Genomic DNA, 19,101 nt, shown 5'->3' on the forward strand with positions numbered 1-19,101 from the left:
TGCGGCACCCGCCCCGCGTCGGTGCGCGGCCGGAGCGCGCTACTTGCCGCGCCGACGCCGCGTCTTCGGGTCGAGCCGGCGCAGCATGAGCAGCGCGATCGCCCCGTATATCGCGATCTGGCCGGTCAGGATGCCGACGTTGCGGTACCAGACGGCCGGCTCGTGCTTCCACAGTGGGTCCGGGGACTCCCCCGGTTTGAGCGGTAGTTGGGTGGCGAGGTCTATCGTGCTGCCCGACGCGGCGAAGGCCCAGCGGGCCGGGGCCAGCCAGGAGATCTGCTCGATGCCGGCCTTGCCGTTGAGCGGGAACAGGCCGCCGCACAGCACCACCTGCACGATCGCGATCACCACGAGCAGCGGCATCGCCAACTCGGCGCTGCCGATCGACGCGGAGACCACCAACCCCACAGTCATCGCCGCGATCGCCGACAACACCACCGCGATGCCGATCTCGACGATCGGCGGGCCGAGCACGACGCCCTTGGCGGGCAACTTCACGCCGACCAGCGCGACGGCGGTGAGTACGGCGCCCTGGATCACCGAGATCATGCCGAGCACCAGGATCTTCGAGCCGAGGTAGGCGGAGACCGAGAGGCCGGCGCTGCGCTCGCGGCGGTAGATCGCGCGTTCCTTGATCAACTCGTTGACCGCCGTCGCGGTGCCCATCAGGCCACTGATCACGAACAGCACGAGCAGCTTGGTGGTCGCCTCTTGGTTCGACCCCGGCGGCGACCCCGGCGGACTGACCAGCTTGCCCGGGATGACCCGGCACAACATGCCCAGGAACAGCGGCGCGACGGCCAGCAGCGCCAGGTATTTGCGGTCGGAGGCGATCACCGCGAGGTAGCGCCGGGACAGCGTGGTCAGCTGGGAGAACCAGCCCTGCGGCTTGGGCGGCTTCGCCTGCGCCCGCTCGCCCTGTTCGGCGTGCGCGCGGTCCCGGCCGACCTCTATGTACTTGCCGTACAACTCCGAGCGACGGAACGGGCCCTCGTAATCGCGGTCGGGCTCGTCGTCGAACATGGTGAAGACCTCGGGCCAGTCACCCTTGCCGAAGAACGGCAGCGCCTCGTCGGGCGGGCCGAAGAAGGCGATCCGGCCGCCGGGCGCGAGCACGAGCACGCGGTCGCACACGTTCAGGCTGCGGGTGCTGTGGGTGACCACGATGACGGTGCGGCCGTCGTCGGCGAGTTCGCGCAGTTTCTCCATCACCGAGCGTTCCAGGCCCTCGTCCAGCCCGGAGGTGGGCTCGTCGAGGAACAACACGGACGGTTTGGTGAGCAGTTCGACGGCGACGCTGACCCGCTTGCGCTGGCCGCCGGAGAGGCTGCTGACCTTGGTGTCGGCGTACGGTGACGCGGCGCCGCGCGGCACCTTGTCCAGGCTCAGCTCGCCGATCACCTCCTCGACCCGGCGCTCGCGCTCGGCCGCCTCGGTGTCCTCGGGGAAGCGCAGTTGCGCGGCGTAGCGCAGCGCGGTGCGCGCGGTGAGCTGTGCGTGCAGGATGTCGTCCTGCGGCACCAGGCCGATGCGCTGGCGCAGTTCGGCGTTGTTCGCGTACAGGTCGCGGCCGTCGTAGAGGATCTTGCCGCTGGCCGCGCGCCGGCTGCCGGTGAGCGCGCCGAGCAGGGTGGACTTGCCCGCGCCGGAACCGCCGACGATGGCGAGCAGGTTGCGCTCGGCGAGCGGGAAGGAGACGTTGTCGAGCAGGACCCGCTTGCCGGCCTTGACGGTGAGGTTCTGCACCTCGAGGGAGACCTCGCCGGTGTCGATGAACTCGCGCAGTTCCTGGCCGTCGAGGCGGAAGGTGGCGTGCCCGATGCCGACCAGGTCGGTCTCGCCCAGCAGCGCCCGCTCGATCGGTTGGCCGTTGAGGAACGTGCCGTTGTGGCTGCCCAGGTCGACGATTTCGCGCCGGCCGCCGGGGGTGGTGCGCAACTCGGCGTGGTGGCGGGAGACCATCAGGTCGGTGAGGACCAGGTCGTTGTCCAGCGCGCGGCCGATGCGCAGGGTGCGGACCGGGAGCGGGATGACCATGCTGGGTTGCCGGTCCACGCTCGGGCGCGGGTCGACGGCGGGCCCGGCGCCGATGTGCGCGCGCTCCGGCGGGTTCGGCCGGTCCGGGACTCGGCGCGGCGGCTCGGGGACGGAGGGCGGCTCGGGGATCGACGGCGGCTCGGCGCGGTGCGGGGGTGGTTCGCCGCGGCCGGGCGGTTCGGGGATCTGTACGTGGTCGTGTCGCGCGATGCGCGGCGGCATCACCTCGGTGACGGTCGTCTCCGGCGCGAGGCGCAGCGGATCGCCGTCGTCCGGGTCGCCGAGCAGCACCTCGCAACCTCGGCCGACGACCACGCGGTGCACCCGATTGCCGCGCATCCACGAGCCGTTGACGCTGTTCCCGTCGACGAACTCCCAGCCGTCGGGACCGACCCGCAGGATCGCGTGGCGTCGGCTCACCCGGCGGTCGTCGAGCACGATCGCGCAGGACGGATCGCGACCGACGACGTGTTCGCGCCCGGGATCGAGGATCACGGGCGCGCCGGCGCTGGTGCCGACGGTCAGGTGCGGCACTGCCGGTCCTTCTGGCGTATAGCTGTCCCCCACCCTTCGAGAGTGTAGGGACGCGGAGGCCTCCCGGGCAGGCTTTCTCATCCGGAAGCACCGTGAACCACTCCGAAGGACGATTCCGACATCAACTTCGCCTTCCGGTGCTCGCCCGCGCGAGCGCGCGGTCGCGGGCGTGTCGTCGCGGGCGCGGTCGCGGGGCGTGGGGGTGGCATGTGGGGGGAGTCCGGAGGAATCCGTTGACGGGTGACTCGGGGCGGCTCGATAGTCGAGTTTGTCCCGCTCGACCGGCGGTCGGGTCGCACGTGACAGGAGCGGTCGTGGCCTGGAACCAGCAGCAGCACAACGCACCGCCCCCGGCCCGACCATCGGCCGGTCCCGCCTCCTGGGGCGGTGTCGCGCCGTGGCTGCACGCGTTCGGCGCGGTGCTCGCGGCGTTCGGCGCGATGGCCGCCGCCGCATGGCTCGGGTTGTGGCTGCTCGGCGCCGACGATCTGGGCTCGGGCACGATGCCGGCGCTGGTCGCGGCGGTGGTCGCGCTCGCGGTCGGCGGCACGGTCGACCTGAAGGGCACCGAGAAGAGCGGTACGGGCGACGACGTCCTCAGCCGGCTGACCGGCGACGTATCGCTCGCGCAGGGCAGCGGCAAGGTCGACATCATGCTGCTCGGCATCGGCCTGATCGGCGCGCTGGTGCTCGGCTGGTTGTTCCTGCGTCCGCTGCGACACCGGCTGGTGATCGGCGCGTTGGACCTGGTCCTACACGGCGTGCGGGTGCTCGTGTTCACCACGGCCGCACTCGGCGTGGTGGCGACGACGGGCGAACACACGCTGCCCATCGAGCAGTTCGTCTCCCGGGTCGGCGGCGCCAAGGCGCAGGACCTGATGAACATCTTCAGCCTGGGCGCGGCGGCCCGGTTCGAGACCGACGTGACCGGCACGCTCGCCTTCGGCGCGTTGTGGCTGCTGATCACGCTGGCCGTCGCCGTCGGGGTGTCCGTTCGCGGTCCGCTGCCGGTGAAGTGGTTGCGGCATCGGGCGGTGCTGCGTCCACCGGTGGCCGGGGTGCTCGCGGTGCTGATCGCCGCGGTGGTCGCGGGCGTGGTGGGTACGCCGTTCGTGGCCGCCTCCGCGCCCGCGCCGAAGCGCATGATCGGCGGCATGTTCTTCGCGCTGCCCAACGCGGTGTGGCTGCTCGCCTCGCTCGGCCTGGGCATCCCGTGGAAGGCGACCACGACCGACCCCACCGGCGGCGGCTTCTCGTTCGGTCTGCCCGGGCCGCTGGGCAAGCTGGTCAAAGCCTCCGCGGGGGACGGTCTGCCGATCCGGATCGACCGGTTGGCCGAGTTGGACTCGCGGGCGTGGTTCGTACCGCTGTTCTCCGCGCTGCTCCTGCTGCTCGGCGGGACGCTGATGGCGCTGCGCGCGCCCGCGTCGGTGCGCCCGCGTCAACACGCGTGGCGGTTCGCGGTGGCGCTGGCCGGCGGGCTGCTGGTGATCGCCTATCTGATGCAGCTTCAGCTCAAGGTCGCGGTGTCGGTGTTCGGCGGGGTGGTCTCCCCCGGCGCGTCGGTGTCGCTGCACGCCGACTATCTGTGGACGGTGCTGCTCGGACTGTTGTGGGGCGCGTGTGCCGGCTTCGTCGGCGGCGCGCTCGCCGACTGGGTGCGCTACCGGAGGACGGACGCCGTACCGCTCGCCGGCGGCCCGCCGCGCCCGGTCCGCACGGCGCCACCCGCGCCGCCGGGACCGCCGCCGTACTCGAACAGACCCGACCCCACGCACCGCCGCCCGCCCCCGCCCGACCCGCGGGGACCGACCCGATCGGGCCCCTGGCCTGGGTGAATCCGGCCCGCCGGGCGATTCGTCGGCTGTTCGCAGTGTGGACCGGTGCGGCGGTCGATCTCGAACGGCCGGTACCGTGAAGCATCATGAATGCGCCGCGCACTCTTCTCGTCAAGATCTTCGGCAAGGACCGACCGGGGGTGACGGCGAGCCTTTTCGATGTCCTGGCCGGCCACACCGTCGAGGTCGTCGACGTCGAGCAGACCGTCACCCGGGGCCGGCTCACGCTGTGCGTCCTGATCACCACGCCGACCGACGAGGGCCGACTGCGGGCCGGCGTACACCGCTGGGCGGACGGTGAGCGCCTGGAGGCGGAGATCCTGTCCGGCGTCGGCGACAACCGCCCGCGCGGCGAGGGCCGCTCGCACGTCACCGTGCTCGGCCACCCGCTGGAGCCGGACGCGTTCGCCGGGATAGCGCACCGGATCGCGAACGCCGGCGCCAACATCGACCGGATCTTCCGACTCGCCAAGTATCCGGTGACCGCCATCGAGCTCCAGGTCTCCGGCGTGGAGACCGACAAGCTGCGGCTCGAACTGGCCATCGAGGCCGCCGAGCGCGGAGTGGACATCGCGGTCCAGCCGTCCGGGCTGCGGCGCCGGGCCAAGCGGCTGATCGTGATGGACGTCGACTCGACCCTGATCCAGGGCGAGGTGATCGAACTGCTCGCCGAGCACGCGGGCTGTCTGGACGAGGTGGCCGAGGTCACCTCCGCCGCGATGCGCGGCGAACTGGACTTCGCCGAGTCGCTGCGGGCCCGGGTGGCGCTGCTCGCCGGGCTGGACGAGAGCGCCATCGACCGGGTGCGCGAGCAGGTCGTCCTCACCCGCGGGGCACGCACCCTGGTGCGGACGCTGAAGCGGCTCGGCTACAAGGTCGGCATCGTCTCGGGCGGATTCACCCAGGTCACCGACGTGCTGGTGGAGAAGCTGGGACTGGACTACAGCGCGGCGAACACCCTCGAAGTGGTCGACGGCAAGCTCACCGGGCGGGTGATCGGCGAGATCGTCGACCGCGCGGGCAAGGCGCGGTTGTTGCGCGGGTTCGCGGCGGAGGCGGGGGTGCCGTTGACGGCCACCGTCGCGATCGGTGACGGGGCGAACGACCTGGACATGCTCAATGCCGCGGGGCTCGGGGTGGCGTTCAACGCGAAGCCGGTGGTTCGGGAGGCCGCGGACACGGCGGTCAATGTGCCGTTTCTGGACACCGTGCTGTTCCTGCTCGGGGTCACGCGGGACGAGATCGAGGCGGCCGACGCGGCCGACGCATAGCGCCGTACGGCCGACCGGGTCGGGCCGACCGCGTGCCTGGGTCTTCCCGAGCCGGGGTGGGTCGTCCGCAAACGCCGGGCGGGCCGGATGTGCCGGACGGACCGAAATCGCCGAACCGGCTGTGGGCCGGTCCGGCGTTTCGGGTGTGTGGTTCGGGTTCAGCCGGCCGGGGTGGTGAATCTGGTCAGGTGGGCCGAGCGTTCCTGGAGGTCGGACCAGGGGGTGTGCAGGCTGAGCACGGCCACCGCCGAGGTCGGGTACTTCTCCCGCAGCCGCACGAGCGTGTCGTCCTCACCGCTGCCGGCCAACGCGTTGACCAGCGTGGCCACTCCCGGGTTGTGCCCGATCAGCAGCAGCGTGTCGACCTCGTCGGGGGTCTCCTGCACGAGGTACAAAAGCGCCTGCGCGCTCGCCTCGTAGACCCGCTCGTCGTAGACGGTGTGCGGCTTGTGGTCGTAGACCTTGCCGACCAGCCGCCAGGTCTCGCGGGTGCGCACCGCCGGGGAGCACACCACCAGATCCGGGGTGATGCCGCCGGCGAGCAGCCGGTGGCCGGTCTCGGCGGCGTCCTTGCGGCCGCGTTCGGCGAGGGGTCGCTCGTGGTCCGGCCCGTCGGGCCACTCGGCCTTCGCGTGCCTCATCACCACAAGATTGCGCTGTCGGTGGGATGCCATGGGTTCAGCCTCTCAGACATCGGCCGTTGTGCACTGCGGGTCGGTGCTTCCGTTTTCCGCGCCGGCCGAATCGGGCGGGTGGCGCCGACACGCACGACGGGTCGGGACCGAGTATCCGGTCCCGACCCGTGCTTTCGGCGGAGATGGCGGGTGGTCGGGTCACCGCCGGCGCGGTGCCGGTGGTGACCCGACCTTCGATCAGCCGGCCGGCGGGCGGGGGATCCGCCGCGAGGAGGACACGTTCTCGTCGTATCCGGTCCCCGGGTACGCCGGCTCGTAGCCGGGCGCCGGGTAACCGTTCGCCCCGGCGTAGGCCGGAGTCGGCTCGGCGGCCGGGGCCGGCACGTCGACCGCCTCGTCGCCGTGGTCCATCTGCGGCAGCCAGTTCAGCCAGCGCGGCAGGTACCAGTTGCGGTCGCCGAGCAGGCTCATCACGGCCGGCAGCAGCAGACCGCGGATGATCGTGGCGTCGAGCAGGACCGCGACCGCCAGGCCGACACCGAACTGCTTCATCGACTGCATCGACAGGGTGCCGAAGACCGCGAACACCGCGACCATGATCGTCGCCGCGCTGGTCACCACACCGGCGGTGGTGCGGATCCCGTGCGACACGGCCTCCTTGGTGTTCATGCCCTTGTCGTAGGCCTCACGGATCCGGGAGACCACGAACACGTGGTAGTCCATCGACAGGCCGAACAGGATCACGAACAGGAACATCGGGATCCAGGAGACGACCGCCCCCGGTGCGTCGGTGCCGACCAGGAAGTCGCCGTAGCCGTGCTGGAAGACCAGCGTCATCACACCGTACGCGGCGCCCACCGACAGCAGGTTGAGCACGATCGCGGTGGCCGCGATGGCGATCGAGCGGAACGACACCAGCATGAGCAGGAACGCGAAGCCGAGCACGAAGGCGAAGATCGGCAGGCGGGCCGCGCCGAGCTTGTCGTTGAAGTCCTTGTTGCCCGCGGTGTTGCCGGTGACCGGGGCGTCCTGGATGCCGTCGACCTTGTTCAGGGTCTCCGGGACGACCTTGTCCCGCAGCGTGGCCAGGGCGTCGTTGCTGGTCTTGTCGAGCCCTCCGCCGGCGAGCGGTACGGAGATCTTGAAGATGTTGGTGGTGCCCTGGCGCTCGACCTCGATCGGCTCGTGCATCTTGCCGGTGGCGATCGCGGCGCGGCGGAAGTTCTCGAAGGCCGCGGGGAGCTTCGGGTCGTCGGGGTTCTTGGTCTTGACCACGACCTGGGCGGGCGCCGGGCCGCCGGGGAAGGCCTTCTCGATGTGCTGGTAGGTCTGCACGATGGACAGGTCGGTGGGCAGTTCCTTGTCCAGCGGCAGCTGGGCGGTCTTCATGCCCACCACCGGGATGGTCAGCGCGATCAGCAGACCGCCGGCGAGCACCGCGGTGGCCCGGGGACGGGTGAGCACCACGCCCAGGATCTTGCCCCAGACCTTGCTGCCGCCGGTGGGACGACGCATCTTGGCCAGCCCGGGGATCTTGCCGAAGTCCACCTTGTCGCCGAGCATCGACAGCAGCGCGGGCAGCACGGTGAGCGAACCGAGCACCGCGGTGAGCACGACCAGGATGGTCGCGGAGGCCATCGACTCGAACTCGCTCAGACCGGAGAGCAACATGCCGGCCATCGCGACGATCACGGTGATGCCGGAGATGAGCACCGACCGGCCGGAGGTGGCGGCGGCGATCCGCAGCGCCGTCTCGGGGTCGCGGCCCTTGGCCCGCTCCTCCCGCTCCCGGCGCAGGTAGAACATGCAGTAGTCGACGCCGACGGCCAGGCCGATCAGCAACATCACCGACTGCGCGTTGTCGCCCACCGGCATCAGGTGGCTGCTCAGCGCGAGCAGGCCGCCCGCGGCGATGAACGCGGTGAGTGCCAGGGCCACCGGCAGCAGGGCGGCGACCACGGCGCCGAACGCGACGAGCAGGATGCCGAGCGCGAGCGGGACGGCGGTCCATTCGGCGCGGGTGAAGTCCTTGGCGATGGTGTCCTTGAACCACTTGTCGCCGCTGGCGTCACCGAACTGCTCGATGGCCACGTCCGGGTGCGCGCCGCGGGCCGCGGCCACCGCGTCCAGGACCGGCTGGATGTTGTCGACGGCCTTCTCGCTGTCCCCGACCATGTCGAACTGGATCAGCGCCGAGTGCTTGTCGGAGGAGATGCCGCCCTGGCCGGCGTACGGAGAGCGCAGGTGCTGGGTGGCGGGGCCCTTGTCCTTGATCTGCGTGGCGTTGACGCGGTTGATCACGTCGTCCACGGCGGCGCGGAACTTCGGGTCCTGGGCGACGAGCTTGTCGCTGCGTACCAGGATCATCTCGCCGGCGGGCTCACTGATGCCCGCGTCGTCGATGATGCGTGCCGCGCGACCCGACTCCCCCACGCCGCGCTCGGCCTTGGTGATCTTGTCCGTCCCGCTCATACCGCCGATCACCACGGCGAGGACCACGAACAGCAGCCACCCGAATACCGCCGTTTTCCGATGCTGTGCACTCCAGCCACCGATCGAGGCGGCCAAATTGCGCCTGGATGCCATGGTCCCCGCTCCTATGTTCTCCGCTGCCGAAGGTTTTCCTCGACACGGCAAACGCTATTGGCGGGCGACCGGGGTCCACATCCTGCGGACCGGTGTCTTGGCCCGGGGGGCAGACACACCTGCGTAGTAGGGCTGGCCCCACCCCTGAGAAGGAGGGAGATGGTGATCACTCGGGGCATACGGGAATACGTGTAAGGGGAACGCTCTTCAAAGACCCCTGTGACCTGCGGCGATACCGAAACGATCTTCCGGCGGAGGTATCCCTCGTTTGAGGGATCCACACGTATGCACAACGCCCGGGCGGCCGGCGGGAGTTCCCGGGGCGGAGGATTCGAACGCACGGGCCGCCGGGCGGTGGGGCGTACGAGGCGCACGGGCGTCGGGTCGGGCGTCGGGCTCACCCTCCGCCGGCCCGGCGGCTTCGGTCTGCGAAACTCGTCCGCATGGCTGCTACATCCGGCGAATCCTCGAAGGCGCGGTACGAGCGGGCGATGGCGGCCCGCAAGGCCCGCGAGGAGCGCACACACGCGGAGGAAGTCGCGCGCTCCGACGCGCGCAACGAGATCCTGGCCCGCAAGGCCGCCGAGTCCGGCGACGACGGGATCCGGCAGACGGTGCTGGCGCCGCCGGACCCGAACAAGTCCTCAGCCAGACAACTCGGCGGCATCCTGGGCATCATGCTGCTGATCACGGTCCTGATCGGCATCGCGGCGACGATCGCCGCCGCGACCGGTTGAGCGCGGTCCTTCACCCACCCACCGGACCGTGACGCTCGCGAACGAGGCCGGCGCCCGGGCCGCCGGCCGTACATCGTCGGCGCGCCCACCCGGCACTGCCGTTCGCGACGACACAGCCCGACCCCCCGACCGGGTCGGCCGGGTGATCGGGCTGTGGATCGGCTATACCGCCGAAGCCGCCGTCGGCGCGTCAGCGCCCACGACGTGATCGTCGACCGTGATCGACGAGCGCAGCGAGGAGAGCGGCCGGAGGCCGCCCGGCGGCGCAAGCCGCCACCGCGCGGAGCGCGGCGATCAAGGGGCCGCGCGCAGCGCGGCTAGGCGCCGATCGCGTGCAGGCCGCCGTCGACGTGGATGACCTCGCCCGTGGTCTTCGGGAACCAGTCGGACAGCAGCGCGCACACGCCCCGCGCGGCCGGGTCCGAGTCGCGCAGGTCCCAGCCCAGCGGGGCCTTCTCGTTCCAGACGCCCTCGAACTTCTCGAAGCCCGGGATGCTGTTCGCGGCCATCGTCTTGACCGGGCCCGAGGAGATCAGGTTGACCCTGATGTTCTTCTCGCCCAGGTACTTGGCCAGGTAGCGCGAGGTCGACTCGAGCGCGGCCTTGGCCACACCCATCCAGTCGTAGCCCGGCCACGCCACCTGCGCGTCGAAGTCGAGGCCGACGACCGAGCCGCCGCGCCCCTCGTTCGCCTCCATGAGCGGCAGGCAGGCCATCGTCAGCGACTTCAGCGAGTACGCCGAGACCTCCACCGCGGTGGCCACGTCGGGCCACTCGGTGTTGAGGAAGTTGCCGCCGAGGGCGTCCTTGGGGCCGAACGCGATCGAGTGCACGACGCCGTCCAGGGCCGGCACGTGCGCGCGTACGTTGTCCGCGAGCGCCGCGAGATGTTCGGCGTTCGTCACGTCCAGCTCGATCACCGGGGCCGGCTTCGGCAGCCGGTTCGCGATGCGGTTGACCAGCGAGAGCCGGCCGAATCCGGTCAGTACGACCTCGGCGCCCTCCTCCTGGGCCCGCTTGGCGACGTGGAAGCCGAGAGAGGCGTCGGTGATGACGCCGGTGACGAGAATGCGCTTGCCCGCAAGCAGGTCGCCCATGAGTTCAGTGCCCCATTCCAAGTCCGCCGTCCACAGGGATGACGGCTCCGGTGATGTACGACGCGGCGTCGGAGGTGAGGAACCTGACCACGCCGGCCACCTCGTCCACGTCGGCGTAGCGCGCCAGCGGGATCTCCTTGAGGATCTGCGCCTTGCGCTCCTCGCCCAGCACCTCGGTCATCGCGGTGTCCACGAAGCCCGGCGCCACCACGTTCGCGGTGATGTTGCGCGAGCCCAGCTCGCGGGCGACCGAGCGGGCGAAGCCGACCAGGCCGGCCTTGGAGGCCGCGTAGTTGGCCTGCCCCGCCGAGCCGGACAGCCCGACCACCGACGAGATCAGCACGATGCGTCCCTTGCGGGCCCGCAACATGCCCTTGCTCGCCCGCTTGACCACGCGGAACGTGCCGGTGAGGTTGGTGTCGACGACGCTGGTGAAGTCCTCCTCGCTCATCCGGAGCAGGAGTGTGTCCCGGGTGATGCCGGCGTTGGCGATCAGCACCTCGACCGGGCCGTGCGCGGCCTCGACCTCCTTGAACGCCTGCTCGACCTGCTCGCCGTCGGTGATGTCGCACCGCACGCCGAGCAGCCCCTCCGGGGGCTCGCCGGAGCGATACGTGATCGCGACCTTGTCGCCGTCGGCGGCGAAGGCCCGGGCGATGGCCAGGCCGATGCCCCGGTTTCCTCCCGTGACCAGTACGGACCGGCTCAACGGATCACTCCTCTGTTCTGGGATGTTCCGGGGTATCCCCGAATATCGCCGACTGTTCCTCGACCGTCCTCGGCCGTGCTCACGCACGCCCCGGGTGGTGCCCGGGCAGACCTCGACTCGCGTCACGATGACGCTATCGGGCTACCCCGGGGTAACGGGAATCCGGTCCGGGACAGCGTCCCCGGACGGTTCGTTGTGGGAACCCGACAAGACCGACGGAAAACGGAACGATCCCCTCCACCGCTCGGGCACCGACGGAATCCGGCCGGCCTGCCTCCGGCATGTTTCGTTCCGGTTGCCCCGGCGCAAGACCCGTCCGAGCACACGACCGGTCCTTCCGGGAGACCGGAATGCCGGCAACGGCGTGTCTGGTTGACTGAACGACGCGAGCCGACAGGCCGAACGTATGGAGGAATGGGTGCCCAACGAGATCGATCCGACGTTCCTCGCCTATCCCCTTCGGGAGCTGGCCGCCGCGGCCCTGTCCCGAGCCGGGGAACTGGGCGCCGAACACGCGGACTTCCGCTTCGAGCGCGTACGAGACGCGTCCTTCCGGCTGCGCGACGGACGCACCGACTCGTCCGTGGACACCACCGACGTGGGCTTCGCGGTCCGGGTCGTGCACGAGGGGGCGTGGGGCTTCGCGGCGGGGGTGGATCTGACCCCCGAGGCGGCGGCGTACGTCGCCGAGCAGGCGGTCGCGGTCGCGCGCGTGTCCCGCTCGGTGAGCGAGGCGGCCGGCGCGGGCGAGACGGTGGCGCTGGCGGAGGAGCCGGTACACGCCGACGAGACCTGGATCTCGGCGTACCGGATCAACCCGTTCGACGTGCCCGAGGCCGAACGGATCGGCCTGTTGGCGAGGTGGAGCCGCGAACTGCTCGCCGCCGACGGCGTGGACCATGTGGACGCCACCTGCATGGTGGTCCAGGAGAACAAGTTCTACGCCGACTCGGCCGGCACCACGACCACGCAGCAGCGGGTGCGGATACACCCCCAGCTGACCGTGATCGCGGTGGACCGCGAGTCGGGCGCCTACGAGACGATGCGCACCATCGCGCCGCCGGTCGGTCGGGGCTGGGAGTACGTCAAGGGCGTGGGCTGGGACTGGGACGAGGAGTTGGCGTCGCTGCCGGGGCTGCTCGCCGAGCGGGTCAAGGCGCCGAGCGTCGAGGCCGGCGAGTACGACCTGGTGATCGACCCGAGCAACCTGTGGTTGACCATCCACGAGTCGATCGGGCACGCCACCGAACTGGACCGCGCGCTCGGCTACGAGGCCGCCTACGCGGGCACCTCGTTCGCCACCTTCGACCAGCTGAACAAGCTCAAGTACGGCTCGCCGGTGATGCACGTCACCGGCGACCGCACCGTGCAACACGGCCTGGCCACCATCGGCTTCGACGACGAGGGCGTGGCGACGCAGAGCTGGGACCTGGTCACCGACGGCGTGCTGACCGGCTATCAGCTGGACCGGCGGATGGCGCTGATGCAGGGCCTGGGCCGGTCCAACGGCTGTGCCTTCGCGGACTCCCCCGGGCACGTCCCGGTGCAGCGCATGGCCAACGTCTCGCTGCAGCCGGGTGCGGACGACCTCTCCACCGCCGAGCTGATCGGCCGGGTGCACCGCGGCCTGTACATCGTCGGCGACAAGTCGTGGTCGATCGACATGCAGCGGTACAACTTCCAGTTCACCGGCCAGCGGGCCTACCTGATCGAGGACGGCCGGATCGTCGGGCAGGTCAAGGACTTCGCCTACCAGGCCACCACGACCGACTTCTGGGGCTCGATGGAGGCGGTCGGCGGTCCCGGTACCTACGTCCTCGGCGGCGCCTTCAACTGCGGCAAGGCGCAGCCCGGGCAGGTCGCGGCGGTCAGCCACGGGTGTCCGTCGGCGCTGTTTCGCGGCGTGAAGGTCCTCAACACGGTTCAGGAGGCGGGTCGATGAGCGGCGGGCAGACCGTGGTGACGCGGCCGGACGAGACGGTCGAGCGGGCGCTGGCGCTGTCGAAGGCGGACGGCTGCGTGGTGATCGCCGAGGAGACCTCGGCGGCGAACCTGCGCTGGGCGGGCAACGCGCTGACCACCAACGGCGAGACGCGCGGTCGGCGGGTGACCGTGGTGGCCACGGTCGCGGGCACCGAGGGCACCGCGTCCGGGACGGTCTCGCGCAGCGGCGTGACGGTGGATCGGCTGGAGGAGCTGGTACGGGCCGCGGAGGCGGCGGCCCGGGAGGCCGGTCCGGCCGAGGACGCGCGACCGCTCCTCGGGGCCTCGGGCGGCCCGGACGGCGGCTTTACCGAGGCGCCGGCGCAGACGTCCATCGGCGTGTTCGCGGACTTCGCACCGGAGCTGGGCGCCGCGTTCGGGCGGGCCCGGGAGGCGGACCGGCTGCTGTACGGGTTCGCCTCGCACCAGCTGACCTCCAGCTACGTGGGCACCTCCGCCGGGCTGCGCCGCCGGCACGACCAGCCCACCGGGCACGTCGAGTTGAACGCCAAGTCGGGCGACCTGACCCGGTCCGCGTGGGGTGGCGCGCCGACCCGCGACTTCCGGGACGTGGACCTGGCGGCGCTGGACGCGGACCTGGCCGAGCGGCTGTCCTGGGCGACCCGCACGATCGACCTGCCGGCGGGCCGCTACGAGACCCTGCTGCCGCCGTCGGCGGTCGCGGACCTGATGATCTACATGTACTGGCAGGGCGGCGCCCGGGACGCGCACGAGGGCCGTACGGTCTTCAGCAGGCCGGGCGGCGGCACGCGGGTCGGCGACCGGCTCACCGAGCTGCCGCTGACCCTGTTCAGCGACCCGAACCACCCGGGCCTGGAGAGCGCGCCGTTCACCATCGCGCACGCGTCGAGCGACACGGCGTCGGTGTTCGACAACGGGCTGCCGCTGGAGCGCACGAACTGGGTCACCGAGGGCGTGCTCACGGCGCTGGGGACCAATCGGCACACCGCCGAGCTGACGGGGCTCGCGGTCGCGCCGGAGATCGACAACCTGATCCTGGACGCGCCGGCCGGCGGGCGGACGTTGGCGGAGATGGTCGCGTCGACCGAGCGCGGGCTGCTGCTGACGTGCCTCTGGTATATCCGCGAGGTGGATCCGCAGACGCTGCTGCTCACGGGGTTGACCCGGGACGGGGTGTACCTGGTGGAGGGTGGCGAGGTGGTCGGGGCGGTGAACAACTTCCGGTTCAACGAGTCGCCGGTGGACGTGTTGGGGCGGGCCGTCGAGGCGGGGCGGACCGAGCGTACGTATCCGCGCGAGTGGGGTGACTGGTTCACGCGGGCGGCGATGCCGGCGCTGCGCGTGCGGGACTTCAACATGTCGTCGCCGAGTCGGGCGCAGTAGCGGTTGGGGGGCGGGCCGGCCTGTCCTCGAGCGCCGGACGGCTGAGGGGTTTTGGCGCCGCCTGGCGCCGGAGGCCGCCGTTCGACGGTGGCCTCCGGCCCGGTGTCCTCAAACGCCGGACGGGCTGAATATTCGACCCGGGCCGGGGGGACGGTTGCGCTTCGCTGCCGCTTTGGACGGGCGGGGGTTCGGCTCGGACCGCGAGGGTGGTTTCCCGGGCGTCGGGTGGGCTTTGGGGGGCTCGCTCGGCGGTGCCGGGAAAATCGGTGTGCTCGGGTGGGGCATCGTGGTTTTGTTGGGGTTCATCATGAACATCGTCAAGATTTCGAAGTATCTCTCCCGGCATCTGCGGCATCAGCCCGAGCGGCTCGGGATCGTCCTGGACGAGGCCGGGTGGGTCGAGGTGGATGTGTTGCTCGCGGCCTGTGCCGCGCGCGGGGTGGGGTTGTCGCGCGCGCAGCTCGAACGGGTGGTCGCGGAGAACGACAAGCGGCGGTTCGCGTTCTCGGCGGACGGGACCCGGATCCGGGCCAGTCAGGGGCATACCGTCGCAGTGGACCTGGGGCTGGCCGAGGTGGTGCCGCCCGCCGTGCTCTTCCACGGGACGAGCCCCCGGAGTGTGGCCGCGATCCTGGTCGAGGGGCTGCGGCCGATGGATCGGCACGACGTGCACCTGTCCGTCGACGTGGAGACGGCGCGCCGGGTGGGCGCGCGGCGCGGTCGGCCGGTGGTGTTCGCGGTGCGAGCCGAGCGCATGTCCGCCGACGGGCATGTGTTCCGCCGCTCGGACAATGGCGTCTGGCTGGTCCCGGCGGTGCCGCCGCGGTATCTGGACCGGCGCGACTGACCGGCCCGGCGCATCCCCCACTCGGGTCAGCTCACGGCAAAGCTCCCGCCCCCACTCTCGGTACGGGCACACACGGGCGTACCGTGAAGATGCGGACGAGTGTGTGGTCACATGGGCGGAGACGGTGGGACCGTGAAAAACACCAAGGGCGCGGTGTTCCAGATCAGTGGCGCGCGCAAGGGGCTGACCGAGGACGTGGCCGGGCGCCAACGCCGGTACGTGATCTCGATGTCGATCCGCACCGTGTGCTTCGTGGCGGCGGTGTTCACCCCGTCGCCGTGGCGGTGGATATTGGTCGCCGGCGCGCTGTTCCTGCCCTACATCGCGGTGGTGCTGGCCAACGCGGGTCGCGAGCCCACCTCGAACGCGCCGGTACAGGCGCAGTTCGTACCCCCGCTGCCGCCCAAGGCACTGGAGCCGCCGCCCGGCGCGGTGCTCACGAGCGCCGAGCGGGAGACGTTGCACACACACTCCGAGGACTCGTGGACGACGACCGTCGGAACCCCGCCGGCGGCCGGCGCGGAAGCGACCGACCTTTTGTCGCACACGAATTCGGATACACACGGTGACCCCGAGGCTGCCGATCGGGGCCACATCGGTGACCCGAAGGGTGCCCCTTCGCACAGCGTCAAAAATTAGCGGCAAGCGCTACGCGGGTTGGTGCTTCAACCGCCGGCCGGACGTGCCATACTTCGAAACGTGCTCCGTATCCCCCGTCGGAGCGACCGACGCGATGCCGGGCGGCTCCCCCCGTGGCTGCCCGGCATCGCCCGTGTCCGGGGTCTTTCGCCGGTCCGCGGGTGGGTCCGCACGGTGATACCGCACCAGCCCGTTGCTTACTGAGCGCAGCGCTCCGGTTGGTGCCTGACACAGGGTCAGCTCCTGGTGACGGGCACCGCTGCGGACCGAACGGCCTCGTCTGCGACACTGGTGGGCATGTTTCCCACCCCCGCCGATCCCGGTCGACCGATCTGTTCGGCGAAGGGTTGCCGCGCCGACGCCCGGTGGGTCCTGGCTTGGAACAACCCCAAGCTGCACACCCCGGAACGGCGCAAGACGTGGCTCGCGTGCGACGAGCACCGTGAGCATTTGGCCGAGTTTCTGGGGATTCGCGGATTCCTCAAGGACACGGTGGCGTTTGCCGATTGGCACGAGCCGGAGTCCTCGGGCGGATCGGCGCACGAACGGTCCTGAGAGGCATCGCGCCGGCTGTATCGCGCGTCGGCGTCCGACGGCGCCGGTGGCTCAGCCGCCGATCGCCGACATCGGTCGGTCGGGCTGGAGGAACTCCGGGTCGTCGATGCCGGCGCCGGCCTTCTTCGTCCACATCGCGGCGCGCCAGCGGTCGGCGATCTCCGCGTCGTCCGCGCCGCCGCGCAAGGCCGCGCGCAAATCGGACTCCTCGCGCGCGAACAGGCAATTGCGGATCTGCCCGTCGGCGGTCAGCCGGGTGCGGTCGCACGCCTCGCAGAACGGGCGGGTGACCGAGCCGATCACGCCCACCGTGCCCGGGCCGCCGTCCACGAGCCAGCGCTCGGCGGGGTCGCTGCCGCGCCCGGACTCGGGGTCGAGCCGGAACACCGCGCGCAGCGCGGTCAGGATCTCCCCTGCGGTGATCATCTCCGAGCGCTGCCAGCCGTGCTGCGCGTCCAGCGGCATCTGCTCGATGAAGCGCAGTTCGTAGCCGCGTTCCAGGCACCACGCGAGCAGCGCGGCGGCCTCGTCGTCGTTCACGCCGCGCATCAGCACGGTGTTGACCTTGACCGGACCGAGCCCGGCGTCCACCGCGGCGGCCAGCCCGGCCACCACGTCGGCGTGCCGGTCGCGGCGGGTCATCGCCTTGAATCGGGCCGGGTCGAGGGTGTCCAGCGAGACGTTGACCCGGTCCAGGCCGACCTCGCGCAGCGTGGGCGCCAGGCGGGCCAGGCCGATCCCGTTGGTGGTGACGGACAACTTCGGGCGCGGCCGAAGGGCGGCGGCCTCGCGGACGATGTCGACCAGCTCGCGGCGCAGCAGCGGCTCGCCGCCGGTGAAGCGGACCTCACGCACACCGAGCATGGTCACCGCGATCCGAACCAGGCGGGAGATCTCCTCGCCGGTCAGCAGCTCGGGTTTGGCCAGCCAGTCCAGCCCCTCTTCGGGCATGCAGTACGTGCACCGCAGGTTGCAGCGGTCGGTCAGCGACACCCGCAGATCGGTCGCGACGCGACCGAAACCGTCGACGAGTCCTCCGGTGCGGTGGTGCGTGCTCACCTTCGACCCCTTTCTCCTTGCGGCAAGCCTCCCAGGTTACGCGGGTTGCTCCGACCGGTGGTTCCCAGGCTACGAGCCGGACGCCGAAACGGTTGCAGTGGTGTATCCCACACAGGTCGGGACAACCGTGGCTCGCTCGGCGCGCGTGATCCGCGAGAGGATCCAGGCTCACTACGAGGAGGCTTCACCAGTGAGACACGCAGCGGGCAGCGGAGAACCACAGCCCGACGAAGGGGGCACACCCGACGGAGCGCACTTCCTGGACACCTCGTGGGAACAGCACAGCTCGGGCTCGGGGCGCGCGGCCGGTCCACCCGGATCGCAGCCGCCCGGCGCTCCCGGCATATCCGGTGCGCCGGGCAGGTTCGACGCGGAGACCACGCCGGTTCCGGCCGACTGGTACACGCGTGAGCAGCCGCCCGTCGGCTCGGCCGCGCCCGTCGCCGAGCCGCCCCGACCGGCCCCGGCGAACGAGGCGGAGCCGGCACGGCGCCGGCGCGGCAAGCTGGTGGCCTGGAGCCTGGCGGGCGCGCTGATCCTCGGCGGGGCCGGGGTCGGCGCGGTGTTGTTCCTCGGCGGTGGCGACGACAAGAAGGACCGGGCCGATTCGGTGGGCGTGCAGGTGACGCCGAACCCCGAACAGGCCTCGAACACCCAGACGGCCCCCACGAACGCACCCTCCTCCGGCTCCCCGTCGAGCACGTCGGCGACGACCAAGCCGCCGAAATCGTCCGCGTCGAGCACCGCCAAGGCGCCCGCCAACGACAAGGACGCGCCGAAGGACCCGAAGGCGCTCACCCCGGCCGCGTACGCCGCGTGGAAGAGGATCGACCAGGCGATGGCGGCCGAGGGCATCAAGCTGAACCTGAACTCCGGCAAACGCGGCTGGGCACACCAGCAGCGGCTCCTGGACGAGAAGATCGCCGAGGTCGGCTCGCGCGAGGCCGCACTGCACTGGGTGCTTCCGCCGGAGAAGTCGATGCACGTCAAGGGCGTCGCGGTGGACATCTACCCGGCCAACGCCCAGGCCTGGCTCCAGGCCAAGGGCAGCAAGTACGGGTGGTGCCGGATGTACGACAACGAGGAATGGCACTTCGAGTACAACGCCTCATACACCAACGGCTGCCCGGCGCGCCTCCCCAGCGCCCTGGACGCGGACTGACCCCACACCCGAAACGCCACGCGCGCGGAAGCCGATCGGCTTCCGCG

At 71.1% G+C, this 19,101-nt stretch carries 15 protein-coding genes; 9 read left to right on the forward strand and 6 right to left on the reverse strand.

All coding sequences use genetic code 11. The features are described from left to right. Positions 1 to 39 precede the first annotated feature (39 nt). Complete coding sequence (locus tag ACFRCG_RS42400) at positions 40 to 2,571, reverse strand: FHA domain-containing protein (RefSeq protein ID WP_380041686.1); 2,532 nt, start codon at positions 2,569 to 2,571, stop codon at positions 40 to 42. 314 nt (positions 2,572 to 2,885) lie between these two features. Here ACFRCG_RS42400 and ACFRCG_RS42405 point away from each other — a divergent pair, with 314 nt between their 5' ends. Then, a complete protein-coding gene (locus ACFRCG_RS42405; RefSeq protein WP_380041688.1) occupies positions 2,886 to 4,409 on the forward strand; it encodes a streptophobe family protein in 1,524 nt (507 codons plus the stop codon). Positions 4,410 to 4,495: 86 nt separating this feature from the next. Next, positions 4,496 to 5,680: a phosphoserine phosphatase SerB gene (serB, locus tag ACFRCG_RS42410; RefSeq protein WP_380041690.1), complete on the forward strand. Its 1,185-nt coding sequence runs from the start codon at positions 4,496 to 4,498 to the stop codon at positions 5,678 to 5,680. 158 nt (positions 5,681 to 5,838) lie between these two features. Here the strand turns inward: serB and ACFRCG_RS42415 are convergent, their stop codons facing one another. Both ACFRCG_RS42415 and ACFRCG_RS42420 read right to left on the reverse strand, forming a co-directional pair. Then, a complete protein-coding gene (locus ACFRCG_RS42415) occupies positions 5,839 to 6,354 on the reverse strand; it encodes a histidine phosphatase family protein (RefSeq protein ID WP_078977748.1) in 516 nt (171 codons plus the stop codon). A gap of 198 nt (positions 6,355 to 6,552) precedes the next feature. Next, positions 6,553 to 8,901, reverse strand: a complete 2,349-nt coding sequence (locus tag ACFRCG_RS42420; RefSeq protein ID WP_380041692.1) for an MMPL family transporter — start codon at positions 8,899 to 8,901, stop codon at positions 6,553 to 6,555. 443 nt (positions 8,902 to 9,344) lie between these two features. Here ACFRCG_RS42420 and ACFRCG_RS42425 point away from each other — a divergent pair, with 443 nt between their 5' ends. After that, entirely contained in the window at positions 9,345 to 9,638 is a 294-nt protein-coding gene (locus ACFRCG_RS42425) for a hypothetical protein (RefSeq protein WP_126641373.1), read from the forward strand. Between the two features lie 317 nt (positions 9,639 to 9,955). On the opposite strand, the gene fabI is transcribed toward ACFRCG_RS42425, so the two are convergent. Both fabI and fabG read right to left on the reverse strand, forming a co-directional pair. Continuing rightward, positions 9,956 to 10,735, reverse strand: a complete 780-nt coding sequence (fabI, locus tag ACFRCG_RS42430) for an enoyl-ACP reductase FabI (protein WP_380011066.1) — start codon at positions 10,733 to 10,735, stop codon at positions 9,956 to 9,958. 4 nt (positions 10,736 to 10,739) lie between these two features. Continuing rightward, positions 10,740 to 11,444, reverse strand: coding sequence for a 3-oxoacyl-[acyl-carrier-protein] reductase (gene fabG, locus ACFRCG_RS42435; protein WP_380041694.1), 705 nt, complete (start codon positions 11,442 to 11,444; stop codon positions 10,740 to 10,742). Positions 11,445 to 11,862: 418 nt separating this feature from the next. Here fabG and ACFRCG_RS42440 point away from each other — a divergent pair, with 418 nt between their 5' ends. The 5 genes from ACFRCG_RS42440 to ACFRCG_RS42460 all read left to right on the forward strand — a co-directional run bounded on the left by ACFRCG_RS42440 (position 11,863) and on the right by ACFRCG_RS42460 (position 16,833). Next, entirely contained in the window at positions 11,863 to 13,386 is a 1,524-nt protein-coding gene (locus tag ACFRCG_RS42440) for a TldD/PmbA family protein (protein ID WP_380041696.1), read from the forward strand. Next, positions 13,383 to 14,792, forward strand: a complete 1,410-nt coding sequence (locus tag ACFRCG_RS42445; protein ID WP_380041699.1) for a metallopeptidase TldD-related protein — start codon at positions 13,383 to 13,385, stop codon at positions 14,790 to 14,792. Before ACFRCG_RS42440 ends, ACFRCG_RS42445 begins: the two co-directional genes overlap by 4 nt. A gap of 307 nt (positions 14,793 to 15,099) precedes the next feature. Then, on the forward strand, positions 15,100 to 15,639 hold the full coding sequence (locus ACFRCG_RS42450) for an RNA 2'-phosphotransferase (protein WP_380041702.1): 540 nt from the start codon (positions 15,100 to 15,102) through the stop codon (positions 15,637 to 15,639). A gap of 132 nt (positions 15,640 to 15,771) precedes the next feature. After that, complete coding sequence (locus ACFRCG_RS42455) at positions 15,772 to 16,278, forward strand: DUF3099 domain-containing protein (protein ID WP_380041704.1); 507 nt, start codon at positions 15,772 to 15,774, stop codon at positions 16,276 to 16,278. Between the two features lie 297 nt (positions 16,279 to 16,575). Next, positions 16,576 to 16,833, forward strand: a complete 258-nt coding sequence (locus ACFRCG_RS42460; RefSeq protein ID WP_380041706.1) for a hypothetical protein — start codon at positions 16,576 to 16,578, stop codon at positions 16,831 to 16,833. Between the two features lie 51 nt (positions 16,834 to 16,884). Here the strand turns inward: ACFRCG_RS42460 and moaA are convergent, their stop codons facing one another. After that, the gene (moaA, locus tag ACFRCG_RS42465; protein ID WP_380041708.1) at positions 16,885 to 17,892 is read right to left on the reverse strand and encodes a GTP 3',8-cyclase MoaA; all 1,008 of its coding nucleotides are present in this window, start codon (positions 17,890 to 17,892) and stop codon (positions 16,885 to 16,887) included. Positions 17,893 to 18,082: 190 nt separating this feature from the next. On the opposite strand from moaA, the gene ACFRCG_RS42470 reads away from it, so the two are divergent. Further along, positions 18,083 to 19,054 (forward strand): D-alanyl-D-alanine carboxypeptidase family protein, encoded by a 972-nt coding sequence (locus ACFRCG_RS42470; protein ID WP_380041710.1) that lies wholly within the window; start codon positions 18,083 to 18,085, stop codon positions 19,052 to 19,054. Positions 19,055 to 19,101: the final 47 nt, after the last annotated feature.

The sequence above is a fragment of the Embleya sp. NPDC056575 genome, from assembly GCF_042793325.1.
Lineage (GTDB): Bacteria > Actinomycetota > Actinomycetes > Streptomycetales > Streptomycetaceae > Embleya.